Raw genomic sequence first — 16,588 nt, forward strand, 5'->3', positions numbered from 1 at the left:
GGATCTGGTCTGCACGAACAAGCATTTTTACCGTAGAATTCATTCCCTCTTTACCTTTGTCTTGGGAGTGGGACGTCAGACGATAGCGACTTCGTATACGGATACAGCGGAGAGCGAAATAGTTGCTACACAGGAGCCTGTTTTAAAACCGCATGATCCTATAATCTTACATGAGGCTTTAGTTGTCCAACGATAATCTGTTTTTTCTTGTTTATTCTGTCATTACGGGTGTCCTCCTTTTCCACGAGCTTATTCTAGTATTTTCATCTACCTAAAAATCTCATAACACGTTCATTTACGTATGAAGGCTGTTCCATCGATAAAACGTGCCCAGCACCGCTCACTATTTCTGCTTCAATACCAGCAACAAGGGTAGAAGCTCGCTTGAAGGCGGATTGCGGATTGTATATGACCTCATGTTCCCCAAGTAATAAAAGGATGGGAACAGTAATAGATTTTAATTCGTCATCAGAGAAAACATATGGAAATCCGTCCGCTTTGGGCTTCGGGTTTCTTACTTCATCCTGCCACATTACTCCTGCATGGAACTGCTTTGCAAAATCAGATTGTAACACACAGCGATCTTCCATCATCCACTTTAAAAAATTCTCAACACCGTTAGGCTCTACAAGGCCCAGAGCATATTTATAGAAATCTTGATCAAATGATACAAATGTCTCTGCAGGACTAAGAATGACTGCCCTTTTGACTCTTTCAGGCATTCGTAAAACAAAATTCAAGGTATGAAGCCCGCCAAGCGAAAGCCCCAGGACATGTGATTTTTCGATTTCTAATTGGTTAAAAACATCATGGAGCCAATTGGCGTAACCCGCTCTTGTGCCGCATAAATCAGTTGGAATACTTTTATTTTTATCACCAATGATATCAACGGCATAGGTTCGGTATTTACTGCTCCAATCCGCAATATTAGGGTACCACATGGTGGAACTGAATAATGCTCCATGGAGCAATACAAGTGGTGGAGCACCTTTGGGGCCGCTTGCAATGATATGCGTTTGACCATAGCGAGTAGGCGCATAGAACGTTTCGTAAGGGACTGGCCAAAGAGCAAGGCTATTATCATATGTTTGATAATAGTGAATACCACTGTTACTTCGAGTTGGCATAATAGGTAAATGATTATTCATACAAATCCCCTCCAAATTCTGCTCGTAATGAACGCTTCGATTCAAACCGAAGTCTGTTTGTCGTATAAAACAGATCACTTAACAAGTGTAATACAGATTACTATATCATCAAATACAACCACAGACATTAATTTTCTTTGTTATAACAGAATTTTTATTTTAGTATAACAGTTTGTTTAAGATGAATCTTCTTTACTGTAATGAGTTATCGATACCTGAGTGTATGGATTGCTCAATTCCTTACTTTAATCGTTTATAAAACCAGAAAATGAAAATCGTACGTATATAAATAACCCTAAGACTCCCTCTGAGTGTTGTGCCGATTGTTTTCTAATTCTGGGGCTTCCGTGCCAACTGGCAATTTCCTAATAGCCAATACCTCCTTCTTCATTTTTTGGTTCTATTCGTTCTATTAGTTTCTATTGAATCCGTTCAAACTTCTTGCCGCCTTATTTTTCGGCAGAAGATTCCGTAACTTCCAGTGCTCTCGGCTGATCGGGTCGATTCTCGGGAACGCGATTATTCAGGCGAAAGTATTCCCGTCGTTTGTCGGTATCCTGAGCATTCTGACTGGAGTGTTCTATTCCGGTCCGATCTGTGAAAATAATGGGAGCTTGACAAATTAATATTACACTTGTAAAAACGGTTATTTTTGGGTAGAGTACGATATGTGCTACGAGGTAACGTTTTTAGAGGAGATTCCGCAGCAACAAGAGATTGTCGCTGAATTGATGAAAGCAAAACAGGTAGATATCAACCAATTGAAATAAGTCAAAAGGGAATTGTACGGATCTTTTGTACAACTCCCTTTTGTTGCGGCCAGATTATGCAACCTCGGTCGGTGACCTGATAAAGATCCCCTTTGAGTTAACTTTACTGAATGTATTAGTAACTTTGTACCAATGTTGAATTCGTAGATAGCCGACTTAATAAGAGTGGCCGCCTGCACCTTCAGCAAGACTCCAGGTAAGAGAAAAGCTACCTTGTTGCACTTTCCTGAAGCACCGGCCCACTCTCCCAAGCATGGCTCGGAATCTCTCTTTTTAAAACCGGGATGACTTCTTGCGCGAATCGCTCCAGCTGTTCACGCTGCTCCGATGCGGGAAGACCATCTACACTGATCGTCAGCACTTGGTGACCAAATGCCTCATGATATTGCAGGATCTTTTCGATCACACTTTCCGGACTTCCAACCAGAATGGGGCCATTTGCTACATTGTCTTCGAGATCCCTGAATGGAGGAATATCATGGGGTTGAGTCAATCGGGATCGAAATGCCTGATCATAGGGACGGAATCTATGTATCGCTTCTTCCGTCGTGTTGGCCAGATAGATGCTGCCTCCGGCTCCTGCCCCTACGATCGCTTTTTGCGGATCATGCCCATAAAAAGCCAGTCGCTCGCGGTAATGGTCGATCAAGGCTTTGTATTTCTCCTGACGATGCAGGGTATTGGATGAAAAGATAGGTTCGCCATATTTTGCCGCCAATTCGGTAGACAATGTACTGGATGCACTGCCATGCCAGATGGGAATTTCCTTTTGGAAAGGTCTCGGCTGCGTCGTGACATTCTGCAGGGGCGGTCGATATTTTCCATCCCACGTCACATTTTCTTCGGTCCAGAGTCGTTTCAAAAGGGCGTACCGTTCGGCGAGAGACTCCCACTGCTCCTCTTCCTTGATCCCGAACAAAGGGTAGTGCTGGGCGAAATTGCCCTTGCCGATGATGATCTCCAAGCGGCCACCCGAGAGGTGATCGAGCGTCGCATAATCCTCAGCGACCCTAACCGGATCGAGAATACTCAGCACCGTGACGGTCGTCAGGAGCCGAATCCGGGATGTCCTCGCCGCTATGGCTGTCAGGACAACAGGCGGCGAGGAGGATAGAAACGGGGCACCATGCCTCTCTCCCACTCCGTAAGCCTCAAATCCCAATTGCTCTGCGAGCTTCGCTTGGTTGATGATATTCTGGAATTTTTGCTGGGCAGTTAAGGTTTCTCCCGTCACTGGATTCGGATTATTGGCCATCAGACTCATGACTGCGAACTTCATAGGTTTTCCCTCCTTTGTGTCAACGCGCACATTTATTGCCTTAAATAGGGTAATGACAAGCGACGGAATGACCCGTGCTGACGGTCTTCATGACCGGTGCCTCTTCTCTGCAGCGGGCAGTCGCAGCGGGGCAACGTGTATGGAACCGGCATCCCGCTGGCGGTGCGGCAGGTGAAGGAATCTCCCCCTGGATCGGCGTGAAAAAACGCTTTCGCGCAGGATCTGCCCATGGAATGGAAGCGATCAAAAGTGCCGTATATGGATGGGCTGGATGGCTGAATAACTCTTCTGCTGTGGCAATTTCCACGAGATTGCCCAAGTACATGACTCCGATGCGTGTGGAGACGTGCCTAACAATATTCAACCCATGCGCGATAAACAGGTACGTCAATCCCAGTCTGTTTTGCAGCTCTTGCATCAGATTGATGATCTGCGCCTGTACGGATACGTCGAGAGCAGAGACTGCCTCATCTGCCAAAACAAATCGTGGGTTAAGTGCGATTGCCCGAGCGATTCCAATGCGCTGTCTTTGGCCACCGGAGAACTCATGGGGATAACGGTCTGCCCAAGCCGGATTCAAGCCGACCATCGACAATAATTCTTCTACTCGTGCACGACGCTCCCCCTTGGCAGCCACATGATGTACATCAAGTGGCTCTGCGATGGTTTCCCCCACCGTCCAGCGTGGATTGACCGAGCCATAGGGGTCTTGAAAAATCATTTGCATGTCCCGCCTGATTTGGCGTTGCTCTCCACCGTCACTGTCGGTCAACAATTTCCCGCGAAAACGAATATGACCTGCTGTCGCTTTTTCCAGCTGAATCAGCACTCTGCCCAGCGTTGATTTTCCACTGCCCGATTCCCCGACAAGACCAAATGTTTCCCCTTCGTAAATTTGAAACGAAACGTCATCCACTGCATGGATAACCGCTTTCGTCCTGCCAAAAGACCCTTTGATCGGGTAATGCTTGGTCAGTCCCTCCACATCAAAAAGCACGATCTTGCGTTCAGAAGAATCATTCTTTTGCGCACGGGGCTCTTCTTGCATTTCCAATCGACTACCCGGCTTGCTTTCGCTCCTTTTTTGTTCTTCTGACTTGACCAGCAAATCAGAATGCCAGCAAGCGACATCGTGCGCACCATCCCCGATGAGTGCAGGTGCCTCTGCCTTGCATTTGCTTGTGGCAAGCGGACAACGAGGATGGAACCGGCATCCACTCGGAAATTCGGAGACATTGGGAGGCGTGCCCTCGATCGTATGCAACGGCGCGTTTCGATCACTGTCGAGAGTCGTAATCGAACGAAGCAATGCCGCCGTGTAAGGATGACGCGGCTCGGCAAACAGCCGATCTGCCGCCGCCTGCTCGACGATCCTGCCTGCATACATCACGATCATGCGGTCCGCCATTTCTGCAGCGATGCCCAGATCGTGGGTGATCAACAGTATGGACATGCCGTATTCAGCCTGCAAGTCCATCAAAAGACTCAAGATCTGCGCTTGAATCGTGACATCCAGTGCAGTCGTCGGTTCATCCGCGATAAGAAGCTCTGGCCCGCATGCGAGTGCCATCGCGATCATCGCCCGCTGAAGCATCCCGCCTGACAATTCGTTCGGATATTGATGGTAGCGAAGCTCCGGTTCAGGCAATCCGACGCGCCCGAGCAACTCAATGGCATGTATTTTCGCTGTATTTCCGCTTTTTTTATCATGACGCCGGATGGTTTCGACCAACTGATGGCCGATGGTGAATACTGGATCAAAAGCAGACATGGGCTCCTGAAAGACCATCGCGACCTTTTTACCGCGAACAGACTGAAGAATCCGCTGGGGAATATTCGTCAGCTCTGAACCATCGAGCTTCACGCTCCCTTTTGCAATCCGACCACGCTCAAAATCGATCAGCCGCATAATGGCTTTGGAGGTAATCGTCTTACCGCTCCCCGATTCTCCTACGAGGCATACCGTCTCACCACGACCAATATGAAACGAAACATCTGTGACAGGAGTCAAGGCACCATTGGCTGTCGGGAATTCGACGGTCAACCTGTTAATCTCCAGTAATGCTTGGGTCATATGCTGTCTCCTCCGTTTTAACCCTGGCTTTTTTTCGGGTCGAATGCATCCCTGATACGGTCCCCGATGATGTTCACTGAGAGGACGAACAACGCGATGGCCAGCCCCGGGAAGGTGCAGACCCACCAGGCAACTGTCAAATAGCCTCGACCCTGGGATAAGACTGCTCCCCAATCCGGAATTTCCTTGATCACGCCAAGCCCTAAAAAGCTGAGTCCAGACCCTGTCAAGATGGATGTCCCCATTCCGATGGTGGCCATCACTAAAAAGGGAGCCGTCGAGTTCGGCAGCACATGCTTGAAAAAGATGCGGACAGGCGAGCTGCCGATGGAGCGCGAAGCCAAAACAAATGCCCGGTTTTTTACCGTGAGGATCTGGCTCCTCATGACTCTCGCGTACCTCGGAATCGTGCCTGCCGCTATCGCCAGGACAACATTGATGGTGCTTGGACCCGTGGCGGCGGCTATAGCCAATGCGAGCAAAATACCCGGAATCGTCATGAGGACCTCAATCAATCGCATGATGACGAGATCGACCCATCCACCCACATAGCCGGAAATCGTGCCAAGCGCAGCTCCAGTCAAACCACCGACCAGTACGGAGGCAAAGCCTATCAACAGAGAGTCCCGGCTACCGTAAATCACCAGCGTAAACACATCTCTCCCAAAGTAATCCGTCCCGAAGAGATGGGATGAGCTCGGAGGCTGGAGCAGATTGGCTGGATCGATCGCTGTCGGTGAATACGGTGCGACCCATTGTGGCGCAGCCGCACAAATGATCAGAAAAGCTACGATGAATCCTGCCACAGACACAAAAAGCTGTGAGGCAGTGATTTGCTGTACTCGATTCCACCTCCACCGAACCGTCGTTCGCATAGGCTTCACGATCATCGTTTCCTTCACGCTACTCCCTCCTTCTTATTGTGAGCGCCGGATGCGCGGATCGACGAATGAATACGAGATATCTACGAGAAAATTCACCAGCACGTAGATGATCGCTGTAAAAAAGACCACACCTTGCACGACTGGCAAATCTTTTGCCATGATCGCATCTGCGAGGATCCGCCCGATTCCTTGACGAGCAAAGACTGTTTCCACGACCACGGTCCCGCTGAGCAGCTCTCCGATCATGACCCCAATGACCGTCAACGCAGGAATGAGTGCGTTGCGCAGGGCATGTCGATACATCACGGCTTGTTCCGCTAGACCTTTAGCACGCAGCGTGACAATGTAGGGTTCGCTGATCACCTCCAGCATCGTGTTGCGCACCATCCGAACAATCAGACCAGCTCCCACCAGTCCCAGCGTGATCCCTGGCAGCACCAGTGACTTCCATCCGGTAGACCCTGCTATCGGAAGCAAGCCGAGCTGGATGGAGAACAACAGCAAGAGAAGGATTCCCGTCCAAAACGTCGGCATCGAGATCCCAAACAAACCTACAAAGCGGGCGAGCATATCGATGAACCCATTACGATGAATGGCGGAAAGAACACCGAGGATCGTACCTACCAGGATCGAAACGGTCGCACTCACCAATGTCAATGCCAGTGTAGCTGGAACGTGTTCGAGAATTTTCGCCAGTACGGGACTGCTGTCTATTCGGGATATGCCAAAATCGCCCTGCAGCAAGTGAAGAAAGTACTGCAAGAATTGCACGTAGAACGGTTGATCCAGCCCTAGCTGTTTCCGTACTTGCTCGATGGCCTCAGGTGATGTGGCATTTCCATCCAGCATTTGCAGCACGGGATCGCCAGGCAAAACGTACATGATCACAAATACCAGCATGGAAGAGCCAATGACCACGAGGGCGGCTGTCAGCAAGCGGGTTGCGATGGTTCCAGTCACAAGTCGTCCCCCCTTTTCCGTTTAGTTCCGGATCTGGACGTCATAGAACTGCGGGTAGCCGAGGAGGTCAAATTTCAGACCTTCCACTGACTTGGAGTGAGCCACCGTATACGGAAATACGTAAATCGGCAGGGCAATCGCGTTTTCGATCATGTATTGCTGTATCTTTGTGTAAATCGCTTTTCGCTTTTCCGGATCGCTTTCCGAAGATCCCTGCTCGAGCAGCTTATCGATGTTCGGATCAGACAATTGCGCCCAGTTCGTCCCGCCTTTTGTAAACATGCGATCGGAACGCAGCAGATTGGTCAAAATGTCCGGATCTGCCTTTACCTGCGAATTCCCAAAAATATCGTACTCGCCCTTGGAGATCGGAGTATTGGTGTCTTTGGTAATCGTGAGGTTGACTTGAACCCCGATCTGCTTCAGCTGCTGTTGGACAATGGCCGCAATGTCATTGCGCTTTTCTCGATTCGGAGACGGCTCGAGATAACGAATGATCAGTTTCTTTCCGTCCTTTTCACGTATACCATCTGCCCCTTTTTTCCAGCCGAGCTCATCCAGGTATTGATTGGCTTTTGCGACATCCGGTGCGAGCTTGTTCTCCAGTGTTACATCGTAGCCGAGCATTCCTGGAGTAAGCGGAGACCACGCCCGCTGATAAGTTCCCAGATAAAGCGTGTTTACAATCGTATCCACATCGATTGCGAGATGAACGGCTTTTCGCGCCTTCACGTCGTTCCACGGTTCGTTCTTCGTATTGAAATAGAGGGAGAAAGCCGTCCCATTTGTAATGGACTGATCCACCTTGAGCTTTTCATCGTTTTGCAGGGCGGAAATCAGCTGCGGCGGTACTGTTTCGGCGGCAAGTCCTTGACCGCTTTGCACGCTGCCGATGCGCGTCGCTTCTTCCGGAATGATCTTGAAAATGAGCTTGTCGAGATGGGAAGGACCCTTATTTTCAGCAGTTGGCGGCCCCCATTTGTAATCCGGGTTCTTTTCGAGCACGATCTCATCGTTTTCCGACCATTTTACAAACTTGAAGGGTCCCGTTCCGACTGGATGCTTTCCGTATTGATCCCCAAATTCCTGAATCGCTTTTGGCGAGGATATTCCCAGAAAGCCGGAGCTCAGGCCACTGAGGAGGGGTTCAAATGGCTTGGAGAGTATAATTTTGATGGTGTATTCATCGACGACTTCTGCTGATTGGAACGGACCTAGAAGTGCGATCGACTGGCCTCTGCCACCCGAATAAATATGGTCAAAGTTGGCTTTCACGGCCTCAGCATTGAACTTCGTGCCATCCTGGAACGTTACATCCTGCCGGAGCGTAAATGTATAGGTCTTTCCATCCTCTGACTTTTTCCAACCCGTTGCGAGCCAGGGCTGGAAGGTACCGTCTTTTTGCTGCGAGACGAGACTATCGAATATATTTCGGAATACCCGATGCGATACGGCAAAGCCACTGGCACCAGCATCAAGGGAATCAGGCGAAGTGGCGAGAGCGTAGGTCAGCTCGCTGGCGCTGCCGGCACTCACTGCCTGCGCGGAGCTTGTTCCTTGCCCCTGATCGGTTCCGCATCCCGCCAGCAGCAAGGCAGCTGCCAGTGTAATCGCTGTGCTTTGTAACCATTTCTTTGTCTGCTTCTTCTCCACGTCTTGTGCTCCTCTCTCTTTCCGACTGTCTAGTTCGTTTCGGTTAGCAGTGCCGCTTGCGACTGCTTGATCCGATCGATTTGACCGATATGGTGGTGGACATGTTTGATAAAGGCTCCGACAATATCCGGAATGCGAACGGTATCTCCTTTTTGATTGATCCCGTTCTTTTGCAAGTCCGCCTCCGTCAGTCTTTTGAAAAGCAGCGAATTATAATGAAGCAACGCCTTATAGGTGTCCAAAATCTCTTCAGCATGGCTGGTGTTTCCATGCTGCCCGTTTACCCAGTTGTCTTGCTGGAATCCAGGCAGTTGCACAGGAGAATCCGCAAGTATTTCCCGTATGCGAAAGGAAACGATCAAATGATGATCCAGCAAGTGAGTGAGAACTTCCGTCACGCTCCACGCCTCAGGTCTTGCCTTCCAGCGCAGTTCTACGTCAGATAGACCTTCTATAGCCGAATGCAGGTGGCTGTGAGTTTGGAGAAACGCTTGAATATCGATTTGGCTCATCCTCGTAACACCCTTTACTTTTATAAGTTTTTTTATATGTTTACTTGGTTTTGTCTGTTGGTGATATCCCGATTCATTCTTTTCAAGTGTCGGGACAAGCGTCTAAAAGGAGGAAGCTGCTTGTTGTACGAGTGAGTCTTGGTCCCAGACGGTGCTCGGAATTTCACGACGCAAGACAGGCATGACTTCAGAGGCAAACCGCTCGATCTGTTCGCGCTGCTCTGATTCAGTCAGACCGTCCACGCTGATACTCAGCACTTGATGCCCGAATGCTTTTTGGTACCGCAGGATCTTTTCGATGACCATCTCTGCATTGCCTACTAGGGACGGTCCATTCTTGATATTGTCTTCCAGATCCGTGAATGGCGATTGGTTGTGCTGCGAGGCCGCTGTTGCATGAAAAGCGTCGTAGTACGGTCGATATCGCTTGATCGCTTCTTCCCGGGTATCAGCCAGATACAGGGCCCCTCCTCCAGCTCCGACCACAGCCTTTTGCGGATCATGCCCATAAAAGGCCAATCGTTCCCGGTAATGATCAATCAGCGCCTTGTATTTCTCCAAATGGTGAAATCCATTCGAGGAAAAAATCGGCTCTCCGTACTTGGCTGCCAACTCCGTGGACAATGTACTGGACGCGCTGCCATGCCAAACGGGAATAGACGTTTGATACGGTCTGGGCTGCGTGGTCACTTGATGGAGCGGCGGTCGATATTTCCCTTCCCAGGTGACCTGCTCCTCGTTCCACAAGCGCCTGAGTAGTCCATATCTCTCAGCCATGGACTCCCATTGCTCTTCCTCTTTGATTCCAAACAACGGGTAGTGACGCGGATCGTTCCCTTTGCCGATAATCATTTCGAGGCGCCCACCCGACAAGTGATCCAATGTCGCATAATCCTCGGCCACTCGTACCGGATCGAGGACGCTCAGTACAGTCACGGTGGTGAGCAATCGGATCCGCGATGTTTTCGCAGCGATGGCAGTGAGGACTATGGGAGGCGCTGAAGAGATAAACGGTTCCCCGTGTCTCTCCCCCACTCCATACGCCTCAAACCCCAGCTCTTCCGCAAGTACAGCCTGCTTCAGCACATTTTGGAATTTTTGCTGCGTCGTCAGTGTTTCTCCCGTTACCGCATTGGGGATGTTCATCATGAGACTAAATAAAGCAAACTTCATCTGCCGACTTCCTTTCTGCTCTGCTTTCCATCGAATCTTATTATTCCGATGTTTTTAGTTGGTTTAATGCTACAAAGAGTATCACCTCGCATCTCGCGCGTCAATGCATTGCACAATCAGGGATTTCTATCGATTGATAGAAACCTTCGATCTTACAAAAGTGCCAATATCCGATGTCCGAATCAGGTCGAGAAACACTCCACGCAGCGCCATTCCTTCCCCTTTCAAGGTGATCGCATTGGTGCGAAGCGTGAGGCTGGCCAATGAGGGGATGCGGACAGGAAACAACAGCTGCTCGATGACTTCTTTATGCGCGCAAAGATCGGGCAAAAATCCGATGCCCATCCCCTTGGCTATGCATTTCTTGGCCGTCTCCTGATTGTCGATATACACATCGATGACAGGAGGACGCTGCAAGGTCTCAAACAAGCTGTGCAGCTTGATCCAATCCAAGGAACCGCACTCAAAAAAGATAAGCGGCTCTCCAGCCAGTTCATCCAGTGTAACGGGCGGTTGTTCGATAAACCGATGTCCCCTATGCACGTAAAGCTGGATCGGGTCTTCATAGAACAAGGCGGATTCTACCAAAGGATGGCCGATATTGCGGACGAAGCCAATATCCACCTCCTTCTGCAGTACTTTTTCGAGAATCGCTTCACTTGAGGCTGTCGTAAGCTTGATGTGCATATCTGGATACTGCTCTTTCAAACGGGGCAGTACCTCCGGCAAAATATACGAGGACACAGAAACCGTGCTGCCGATGGAAATCTTACGCATACTCGTGTGGTTTCTTCGCAGCTGCTGTTTGCCTTTGCGATAGGACTGCAGGATTTGCTGCGCATAAGGCAGGAATTCCTTCCCCTTCTCTGTCAGCGAAAAGGTTTTGCCTTCACGCAGAAACAGTTTGGTATCCAGATCGCGTTCCAATGACTGGATCCTCGCGCTGATCGAAGGCTGCGATAAAAACAAAGCTTCTGCGGCTTTGTGAAAGCTGTTGTGATGCACGACATAGACGAATGCCTCGAGATTTTCGATGTTCACGTTACTCCCCCTCTATCTAGCTCCTACTCGAAGATGGACACTCTCGTTCCGAGCGCATTCAAGCCTGAAAACGTACGTGAGTCGAAATGTTCAACACATAACACTTCTGACACGATTAATGGCTGGTCAGCAAGAAGCTCCTGGATTTGAGCATCGCTGTAAAACTCGTACGCGTAACGATGGAGAAAGCGTATCCGCCAGATTTTTTGCCCTTGCAATGAGACGAATAATTCGTGGAGGTGCGGGCAGAGCTCCTTCCTTTTTTCAAAAGCTTGCTGACAGGTCTGACAAAAATATTCCACGGTCCCAACCCCCTCAAAAAAGGCTGCAAACAAAAAAGACTCCGTTACGCTTGCATCGGGTACATGCGTACTGGAGCCTTCAGTTAACTGATCGGCTTGCTATGTGAGACATCCTGTATTAACCATCAGTTTAAACAGAGAAAACCTACCGGTCAAGTGGTTATATCTAATGCCGCGCATAATGAAGGGTGTCCAATTCCCCTAAACGACATGTGTAAGGGGGCTTTGCTGCTTCCTCACTCGATGATATTTTCCAATATGCCAAGCCCGGTGATTTCCAGCTGCACGATGTCTCCCGGCAACAGCCAGCGATGCACGTCAGGCCCTAATTCAAGCAGGCATCCCGTTCCCACAGTTCCGGAGCCAATCACATCCCCCGGATACAGCGTAACGCCATCTGAAGCCCGTTCGATCATCTGTCCAAAGGTGTAATAGATGTCTTTGAAATTGCCCCGGGAGAGCTCCGTTCCATTCACTCTGGCGACCATCTCCAGATTATGCCGCTCACCGATGCGATACGGGTCCAATTCGTCCTTAGTCACGAGATACGGTCCTATCGAGGTGGCAAAGTCTTTTCCCTTGGCAGGACCCAGACCGATTTTGGATTCCTTCATTTGGAGATCACGCGCCGACCAGTCATTTAAGATTGAATAGCCAAAAATGTATTCTTCTGCATCCACGGCTCGAATATTCTTGCCTTCCTTGCCGATGACGCACGCGATCTCGAGCTCGTAATCCAACCATTGGCAGCTGGGTGGTTTTGCAATTCTGGTACCAGTGCCTGAGATGACTTGATGATTGGTAAAATAAAACGCGGGGATTTCGTACCAGGACTGCACCATCTGTTGTCCCAAGCGCTTGGCCGCATTTAGAATATGGAGTTCAAATGCCATAAAATCCCGCACACTGCGTGGATTCGGCACGGGAGACAGCAGCTTCACCTCTTTCAGGGAATAGGTCTGGGCGTGCCCCTCCCGTTCGAGTTTTTGCGCTAGTGGCAAATACGTTTCCTGCCGCGCCAAAAAGTCCAGCATATTCGCAGGCAGCTCACCCTGACTCGCCTCATTCATATCCACGATGCCCTGCTGGGTCATCCAGCCTGCTCGTACATCTCCTCCGGCGTTTACAAAAGTGGCAAATCTCACAGGTACTCCCCCTCTTCTCTTCTACTCTTCGATAATCGCGACGGGACGGGCCCAGCCTCCACTCGCTCCCTTAATCTTGATCGGAAAGACGGCAATAGTAAAACCATACGGCTTTGGTAGTTGATCCAAATTGGCCAATTTTTCGATCTGGCAATATTCTTTTTCTTTTCCGACGTAGTGCGCTGCCCAGAGCACTCCTTCTCTCGGATTTTGCTTGTAGTCAGCCGCCTGGATCGAGAACGGGATGTCCCATCCCCAACCGTCTGTCCCCATGACCTTGATGCCTTGATCAATAAGCCAGTGCGTCGCCTCTGCCGACACTCCAGCGTGTGATTGGTAGTAGTTGTCCTCATAGAAGCGTTTGTCCGCATCTGAGCGGATCAGGACGATATCGAATGGCTTCAACGTGTACTGGATCTCCTCCAGCTTTTGCTTCACATCGCTCACGTTAATTTCATAGCCAGATGGCTTGTCGCTAAAGTCCAGCAGAACCCCATCACCGTAAAACCACTCCAACGGCAGTTGATCAATCGTTTTGGCCGGCTTGCCTTCCGAAGTGGGGGCATAATGCCAGGGAGCGTCCACGTGCGTCCCAGTATGGGTAGTCAAGGTGATGGTCTCATTTGCCCAAGCCTTGCTCTCCGGGAAATCAGAGGGGGATAGTCCAAACAGCTTTGCTGCGTGGATGGCTCCGCTCTCATGATCGCCATATTGGATGTCCGGCGGTGACGGCTCCTTCGCCACCGGATCCATCATTACACTGAGATCGATGATTCGACGCGTTTTTCGTGTCAAGTTCTTCTCCTCCTCTTTGTATCTATGCAGTCGCTTCCCTCTCCTGGGAGGCCGCTTGCGCCGGTGTGCTTGTCTCAGGCAAGAACACTGTGAGCACCGCCCCTATGATCAGAGTGATCGCACATAGCGCAAAACCGGTCCCCAGGCTGTACTGGGTCGCAATATGCCCGAGCAAAAACGGAGCGAAGGCAGACAGCCCGCGTCCGACATTGAAGCAAAAGCCAGCGCCCATGCTGCGTAAATGCGTGGGGTACAGCTCGGCGAAATACGCGCCGAAAACTCCCGCCTGTGAGAAAAACAAGAATAGCAAGGGTCCCATCCAAAACAAGACCGTGACGTTCTGTGTGAAGACATAGAGCGGAATCATGACCGCGGCGCCGAAGAAAGAGAGTAAGCAGATTTTTTTCCGGCCGATCTTGTCTGCGACATAGCCAAACAGCTGATACCCGATAAACATCCCGATGTTGATCACGATCAGGAACACGCCCATCTTGTCTACGGACAATCCCCGCTCCTTGGTTAAATATGTAGGAAGCCATGTATTAATTCCCCAATAAGCGGTCAGCGTGCAGCAGGAGACGAAAGTCGCGAGGATCGTGCGCTTTGCAAGTCCGCCACTGAACAGTTCTTTGACCGAGACTCTGGCAGGACGATTCAGCTCGCGTTCACGCTTGCTCTTGTTCTCCAGCCAGACTTTCGACTCTGGGACGAAGAAGTAGATATAAATCATGGCGAGAATACTTGCCAGCCCGAAAGCAAATAGCGCTCTCCACCCGTACTGAGGCAGGATGAATGCAGCCAGCAACGCCGCAAGTCCGTATCCCACCGGCCATGCACTGAGTACAAATGAAGTAGCCCGCGCCCGGTGCTTGGCTGACCATGTCTCGGAGACATAGGCCGATGCGATCCCCCATACGCCTCCGAGGCCTAGGCCCGCGAGGAAACGCAGGATCATAAACTGCTCCCATGTCTGTGATACCGCGATCGCCACCGTAAAGAGCCCGAAGACACCCAAGCTCACCAGTAAGGCTAGCCTCCTGCCGTAGTTATCCGAGAACCATCCGAGCACGATACTGCTGAGGCCGACTCCAATCAATGTAGAAGTACCCAAGAGGCCGGCATCGCCAAGCGACATATTCCACTCTTTGATAATGACGGGAAGCGCCAAAGCAAGAAACATGAAGTCCATCGCATCCAGTGTGTAGCTAAAAAACGAACCAAACAGTGTGTGCCATTTGACAGATTTTGTGCCTGACTCGGTGTCGTCATTGGAAACGTGGTCGGACATGCCATTCCCTCCCTGTAATCGCTTTCATTCCTTTCCTCCGATTCACCTCCAGCGATGAATCGGCGCCTTGCTGTTAGAAGTCGTCGATGAGGCCCTCCAGTCCTGAGCCGTAGCGTTGCATCATCACCTCCCCGAAATCCTGCACGATCCGATTGACGTAAATGTCGTGGCGTATGTAGTTAAGAGTTGTCTTGATCGTCACAGGATGGCTGGAGACAACGGCGTGCGGGCGCTCCTGTGACGATTGGAAGATGATCGTTTTTTCTTTGTCGAGCACCATATTGAGCTCGCCGGTGTGCCTTGCGCGGATCAGGTCGGCATGGTGATGTTGAAAATGGCGCCAAGGTACCTTCCTCCCCTGGTCAAACGTTAAAGTGACGATCGAGACACCGCGTCGGTGAGCATCCATAAGTGCTTCATGGAGAAAGTCCAGTTCCGGGCTCCACAGGCTCATGATGATGTCTGCCCTCGCCTCTGTCACAGCCGACCGCACCGCCTCCATGGCAGCCGCGTACCCATTTATCACGAAAAGCTCGGTCCAGTTCGTATCACTCATCGCTGAAATTTCCGTGAGTGCCTTCTGCAAAAAGTCCACGTTTCCCAAAAACGCTTGTTTGGAACGGGAGAGCAGATCATCATAGGGCAGCGGGCTGTAACGCATCTGATTTCCTTTGTCGCCGCCTGGCACAGTGAATACGACTTCCCGCTCCTGCATCTTGCGCAGCGTCTCATACACCTTTGGCGTCGGCACACCGGATTGAACGGCGATGGTGTTGCCGTTGGAAGGATGGGATCGCAACAGTGAGAGATAGATCCTTGCCTCGTATTCGGTAAACCCGAGTTCTTTCAAGCCGTTTATTGATTCTTGAATTTTCAAAATATTCACCTCGAAAATAATGTACTACCTTTGTAGTATGATTGTCAATCATTCATTCAAAAAAGGATCTCCCTTCCACACGCTTGGGTGATGGATAGAAGCAATGCTTGTTTGGGTTTCGTCCAGTACAATGCTGACCAATGAGAAGCTGTATGACTCCAATGCATCATGTACAACCACATCCAATCAACTGTACGGTTATGTCTTCCGGTTTTGCCGCATCGACAATGTTAGATGGTCTCATTGAATGACTCTGATTTTACGGGTTTACAATAATGAACGCACTTTTTGTAATCCGCTCCATTCATTCATAAAACATCTCCATAGAAGCCCTCCTGACTCTGAACGGATTACGCTTTGAGGGAACTTTTTATTGTACATGCACGATATACATGTAGCACTCGAAACCACCTATTAATTTGAACAGATTTAAACATGAAATAAACCCATAATTCAAATAAGAATTACGGGTCACCAACGAAATCAAATGGCCTAACTATTTGTGTATGGCTTAACCAGCCGTAGGTTCCTAGGAAACACATCTATCTGCAAATTTCGTATCTCCCTACAACGCCCCTTCCGTCAACACCAGTCCGCACCTCGATTCGGAAGAAGGTCATCATCTATTGATTCTTTGGTGTTTCCATTTCCTGAAATGAAAGTGCCGGGTAATGGTGAACGTGCCTT

Annotated in this window: 13 protein-coding genes; all 13 read right to left on the reverse strand. The window is 50.0% G+C overall.

Going from position 1 to position 16,588, the window contains the following annotated elements; translation table 11 throughout:
• Window positions 1-263 precede the first annotated feature (263 nt).
• Window positions 264-1,148 (reverse strand): carboxylesterase, encoded by an 885-nt coding sequence (locus tag JNE38_RS16090; protein ID WP_203254686.1) that lies wholly within the window; start codon window positions 1,146-1,148, stop codon window positions 264-266.
• Window positions 1,149-2,126: 978 nt separating this feature from the next.
• On the reverse strand, window positions 2,127-3,197 hold the full coding sequence (locus tag JNE38_RS16095) for an LLM class flavin-dependent oxidoreductase (RefSeq protein ID WP_203254687.1): 1,071 nt from the start codon (window positions 3,195-3,197) through the stop codon (window positions 2,127-2,129).
• A gap of 40 nt (window positions 3,198-3,237) precedes the next feature.
• Window positions 3,238-5,271, reverse strand: a complete 2,034-nt coding sequence (locus JNE38_RS30955) for an ABC transporter ATP-binding protein (protein ID WP_203254688.1) — start codon at window positions 5,269-5,271, stop codon at window positions 3,238-3,240.
• A 17-nt stretch (window positions 5,272-5,288) separates the two neighbouring features.
• On the reverse strand, window positions 5,289-6,146 hold the full coding sequence (locus JNE38_RS16105) for an ABC transporter permease (RefSeq protein WP_238933734.1): 858 nt from the start codon (window positions 6,144-6,146) through the stop codon (window positions 5,289-5,291).
• Window positions 6,147-6,188: 42 nt separating this feature from the next.
• Window positions 6,189-7,115, reverse strand: a complete 927-nt coding sequence (locus JNE38_RS16110) for an ABC transporter permease (protein ID WP_238933342.1) — start codon at window positions 7,113-7,115, stop codon at window positions 6,189-6,191.
• Between the two features lie 21 nt (window positions 7,116-7,136).
• Window positions 7,137-8,768, reverse strand: coding sequence for an ABC transporter substrate-binding protein (locus tag JNE38_RS16115; protein ID WP_203254689.1), 1,632 nt, complete (start codon window positions 8,766-8,768; stop codon window positions 7,137-7,139).
• Between the two features lie 29 nt (window positions 8,769-8,797).
• Window positions 8,798-9,280, reverse strand: coding sequence for a DinB family protein (locus JNE38_RS16120; RefSeq protein ID WP_203254690.1), 483 nt, complete (start codon window positions 9,278-9,280; stop codon window positions 8,798-8,800).
• 102 nt (window positions 9,281-9,382) lie between these two features.
• On the reverse strand, window positions 9,383-10,453 hold the full coding sequence (locus JNE38_RS16125; RefSeq protein ID WP_203254691.1) for an LLM class flavin-dependent oxidoreductase: 1,071 nt from the start codon (window positions 10,451-10,453) through the stop codon (window positions 9,383-9,385).
• 126 nt (window positions 10,454-10,579) lie between these two features.
• The gene (locus JNE38_RS16130) at window positions 10,580-11,494 is read right to left on the reverse strand and encodes a LysR family transcriptional regulator (RefSeq protein WP_203254692.1); all 915 of its coding nucleotides are present in this window, start codon (window positions 11,492-11,494) and stop codon (window positions 10,580-10,582) included.
• A 538-nt stretch (window positions 11,495-12,032) separates the two neighbouring features.
• On the reverse strand, window positions 12,033-12,941 hold the full coding sequence (locus tag JNE38_RS16135; RefSeq protein ID WP_203254693.1) for a fumarylacetoacetate hydrolase family protein: 909 nt from the start codon (window positions 12,939-12,941) through the stop codon (window positions 12,033-12,035).
• 21 nt (window positions 12,942-12,962) lie between these two features.
• Entirely contained in the window at window positions 12,963-13,736 is a 774-nt protein-coding gene (locus JNE38_RS16140) for a cyclase family protein (protein WP_203254694.1), read from the reverse strand.
• Window positions 13,737-13,758: 22 nt separating this feature from the next.
• On the reverse strand, window positions 13,759-15,024 hold the full coding sequence (locus JNE38_RS16145) for an MFS transporter (RefSeq protein WP_203254695.1): 1,266 nt from the start codon (window positions 15,022-15,024) through the stop codon (window positions 13,759-13,761).
• A 73-nt stretch (window positions 15,025-15,097) separates the two neighbouring features.
• A complete protein-coding gene (locus JNE38_RS16150; RefSeq protein ID WP_203254696.1) occupies window positions 15,098-15,901 on the reverse strand; it encodes a TrmB family transcriptional regulator in 804 nt (267 codons plus the stop codon).
• Window positions 15,902-16,588: the final 687 nt, after the last annotated feature.

This window comes from Brevibacillus choshinensis, from assembly GCF_016811915.1.
GTDB lineage: Bacteria > Bacillota > Bacilli > Brevibacillales > Brevibacillaceae > Brevibacillus > Brevibacillus choshinensis_A.

Bases quoted from the DNA above. Each gene is read 5' to 3' on its own strand.
- JNE38_RS16090 (WP_203254686.1), bottom strand. From the start codon at position 1,148: ATGAATAATCATTTACCTATTATGCCAACTCGAAGTAACAGTGGTATT.
- JNE38_RS16095 (WP_203254687.1), bottom strand. From the start codon at position 3,197: ATGAAGTTCGCAGTCATGAGTCTGATGGCCAATAATCCGAATCCAGTG.
- JNE38_RS30955 (WP_203254688.1), bottom strand. From the start codon at position 5,271: ATGACCCAAGCATTACTGGAGATTAACAGGTTGACCGTCGAATTCCCG.
- JNE38_RS16105 (WP_238933734.1), bottom strand. From the start codon at position 6,146: ATGCGAACGACGGTTCGGTGGAGGTGGAATCGAGTACAGCAAATCACT.
- JNE38_RS16120 (WP_203254690.1), bottom strand. From the start codon at position 9,280: ATGAGCCAAATCGATATTCAAGCGTTTCTCCAAACTCACAGCCACCTG.
- JNE38_RS16125 (WP_203254691.1), bottom strand. From the start codon at position 10,453: ATGAAGTTTGCTTTATTTAGTCTCATGATGAACATCCCCAATGCGGTA.
- JNE38_RS16145 (WP_203254695.1), bottom strand. From the start codon at position 15,024: ATGTCCGACCACGTTTCCAATGACGACACCGAGTCAGGCACAAAATCT.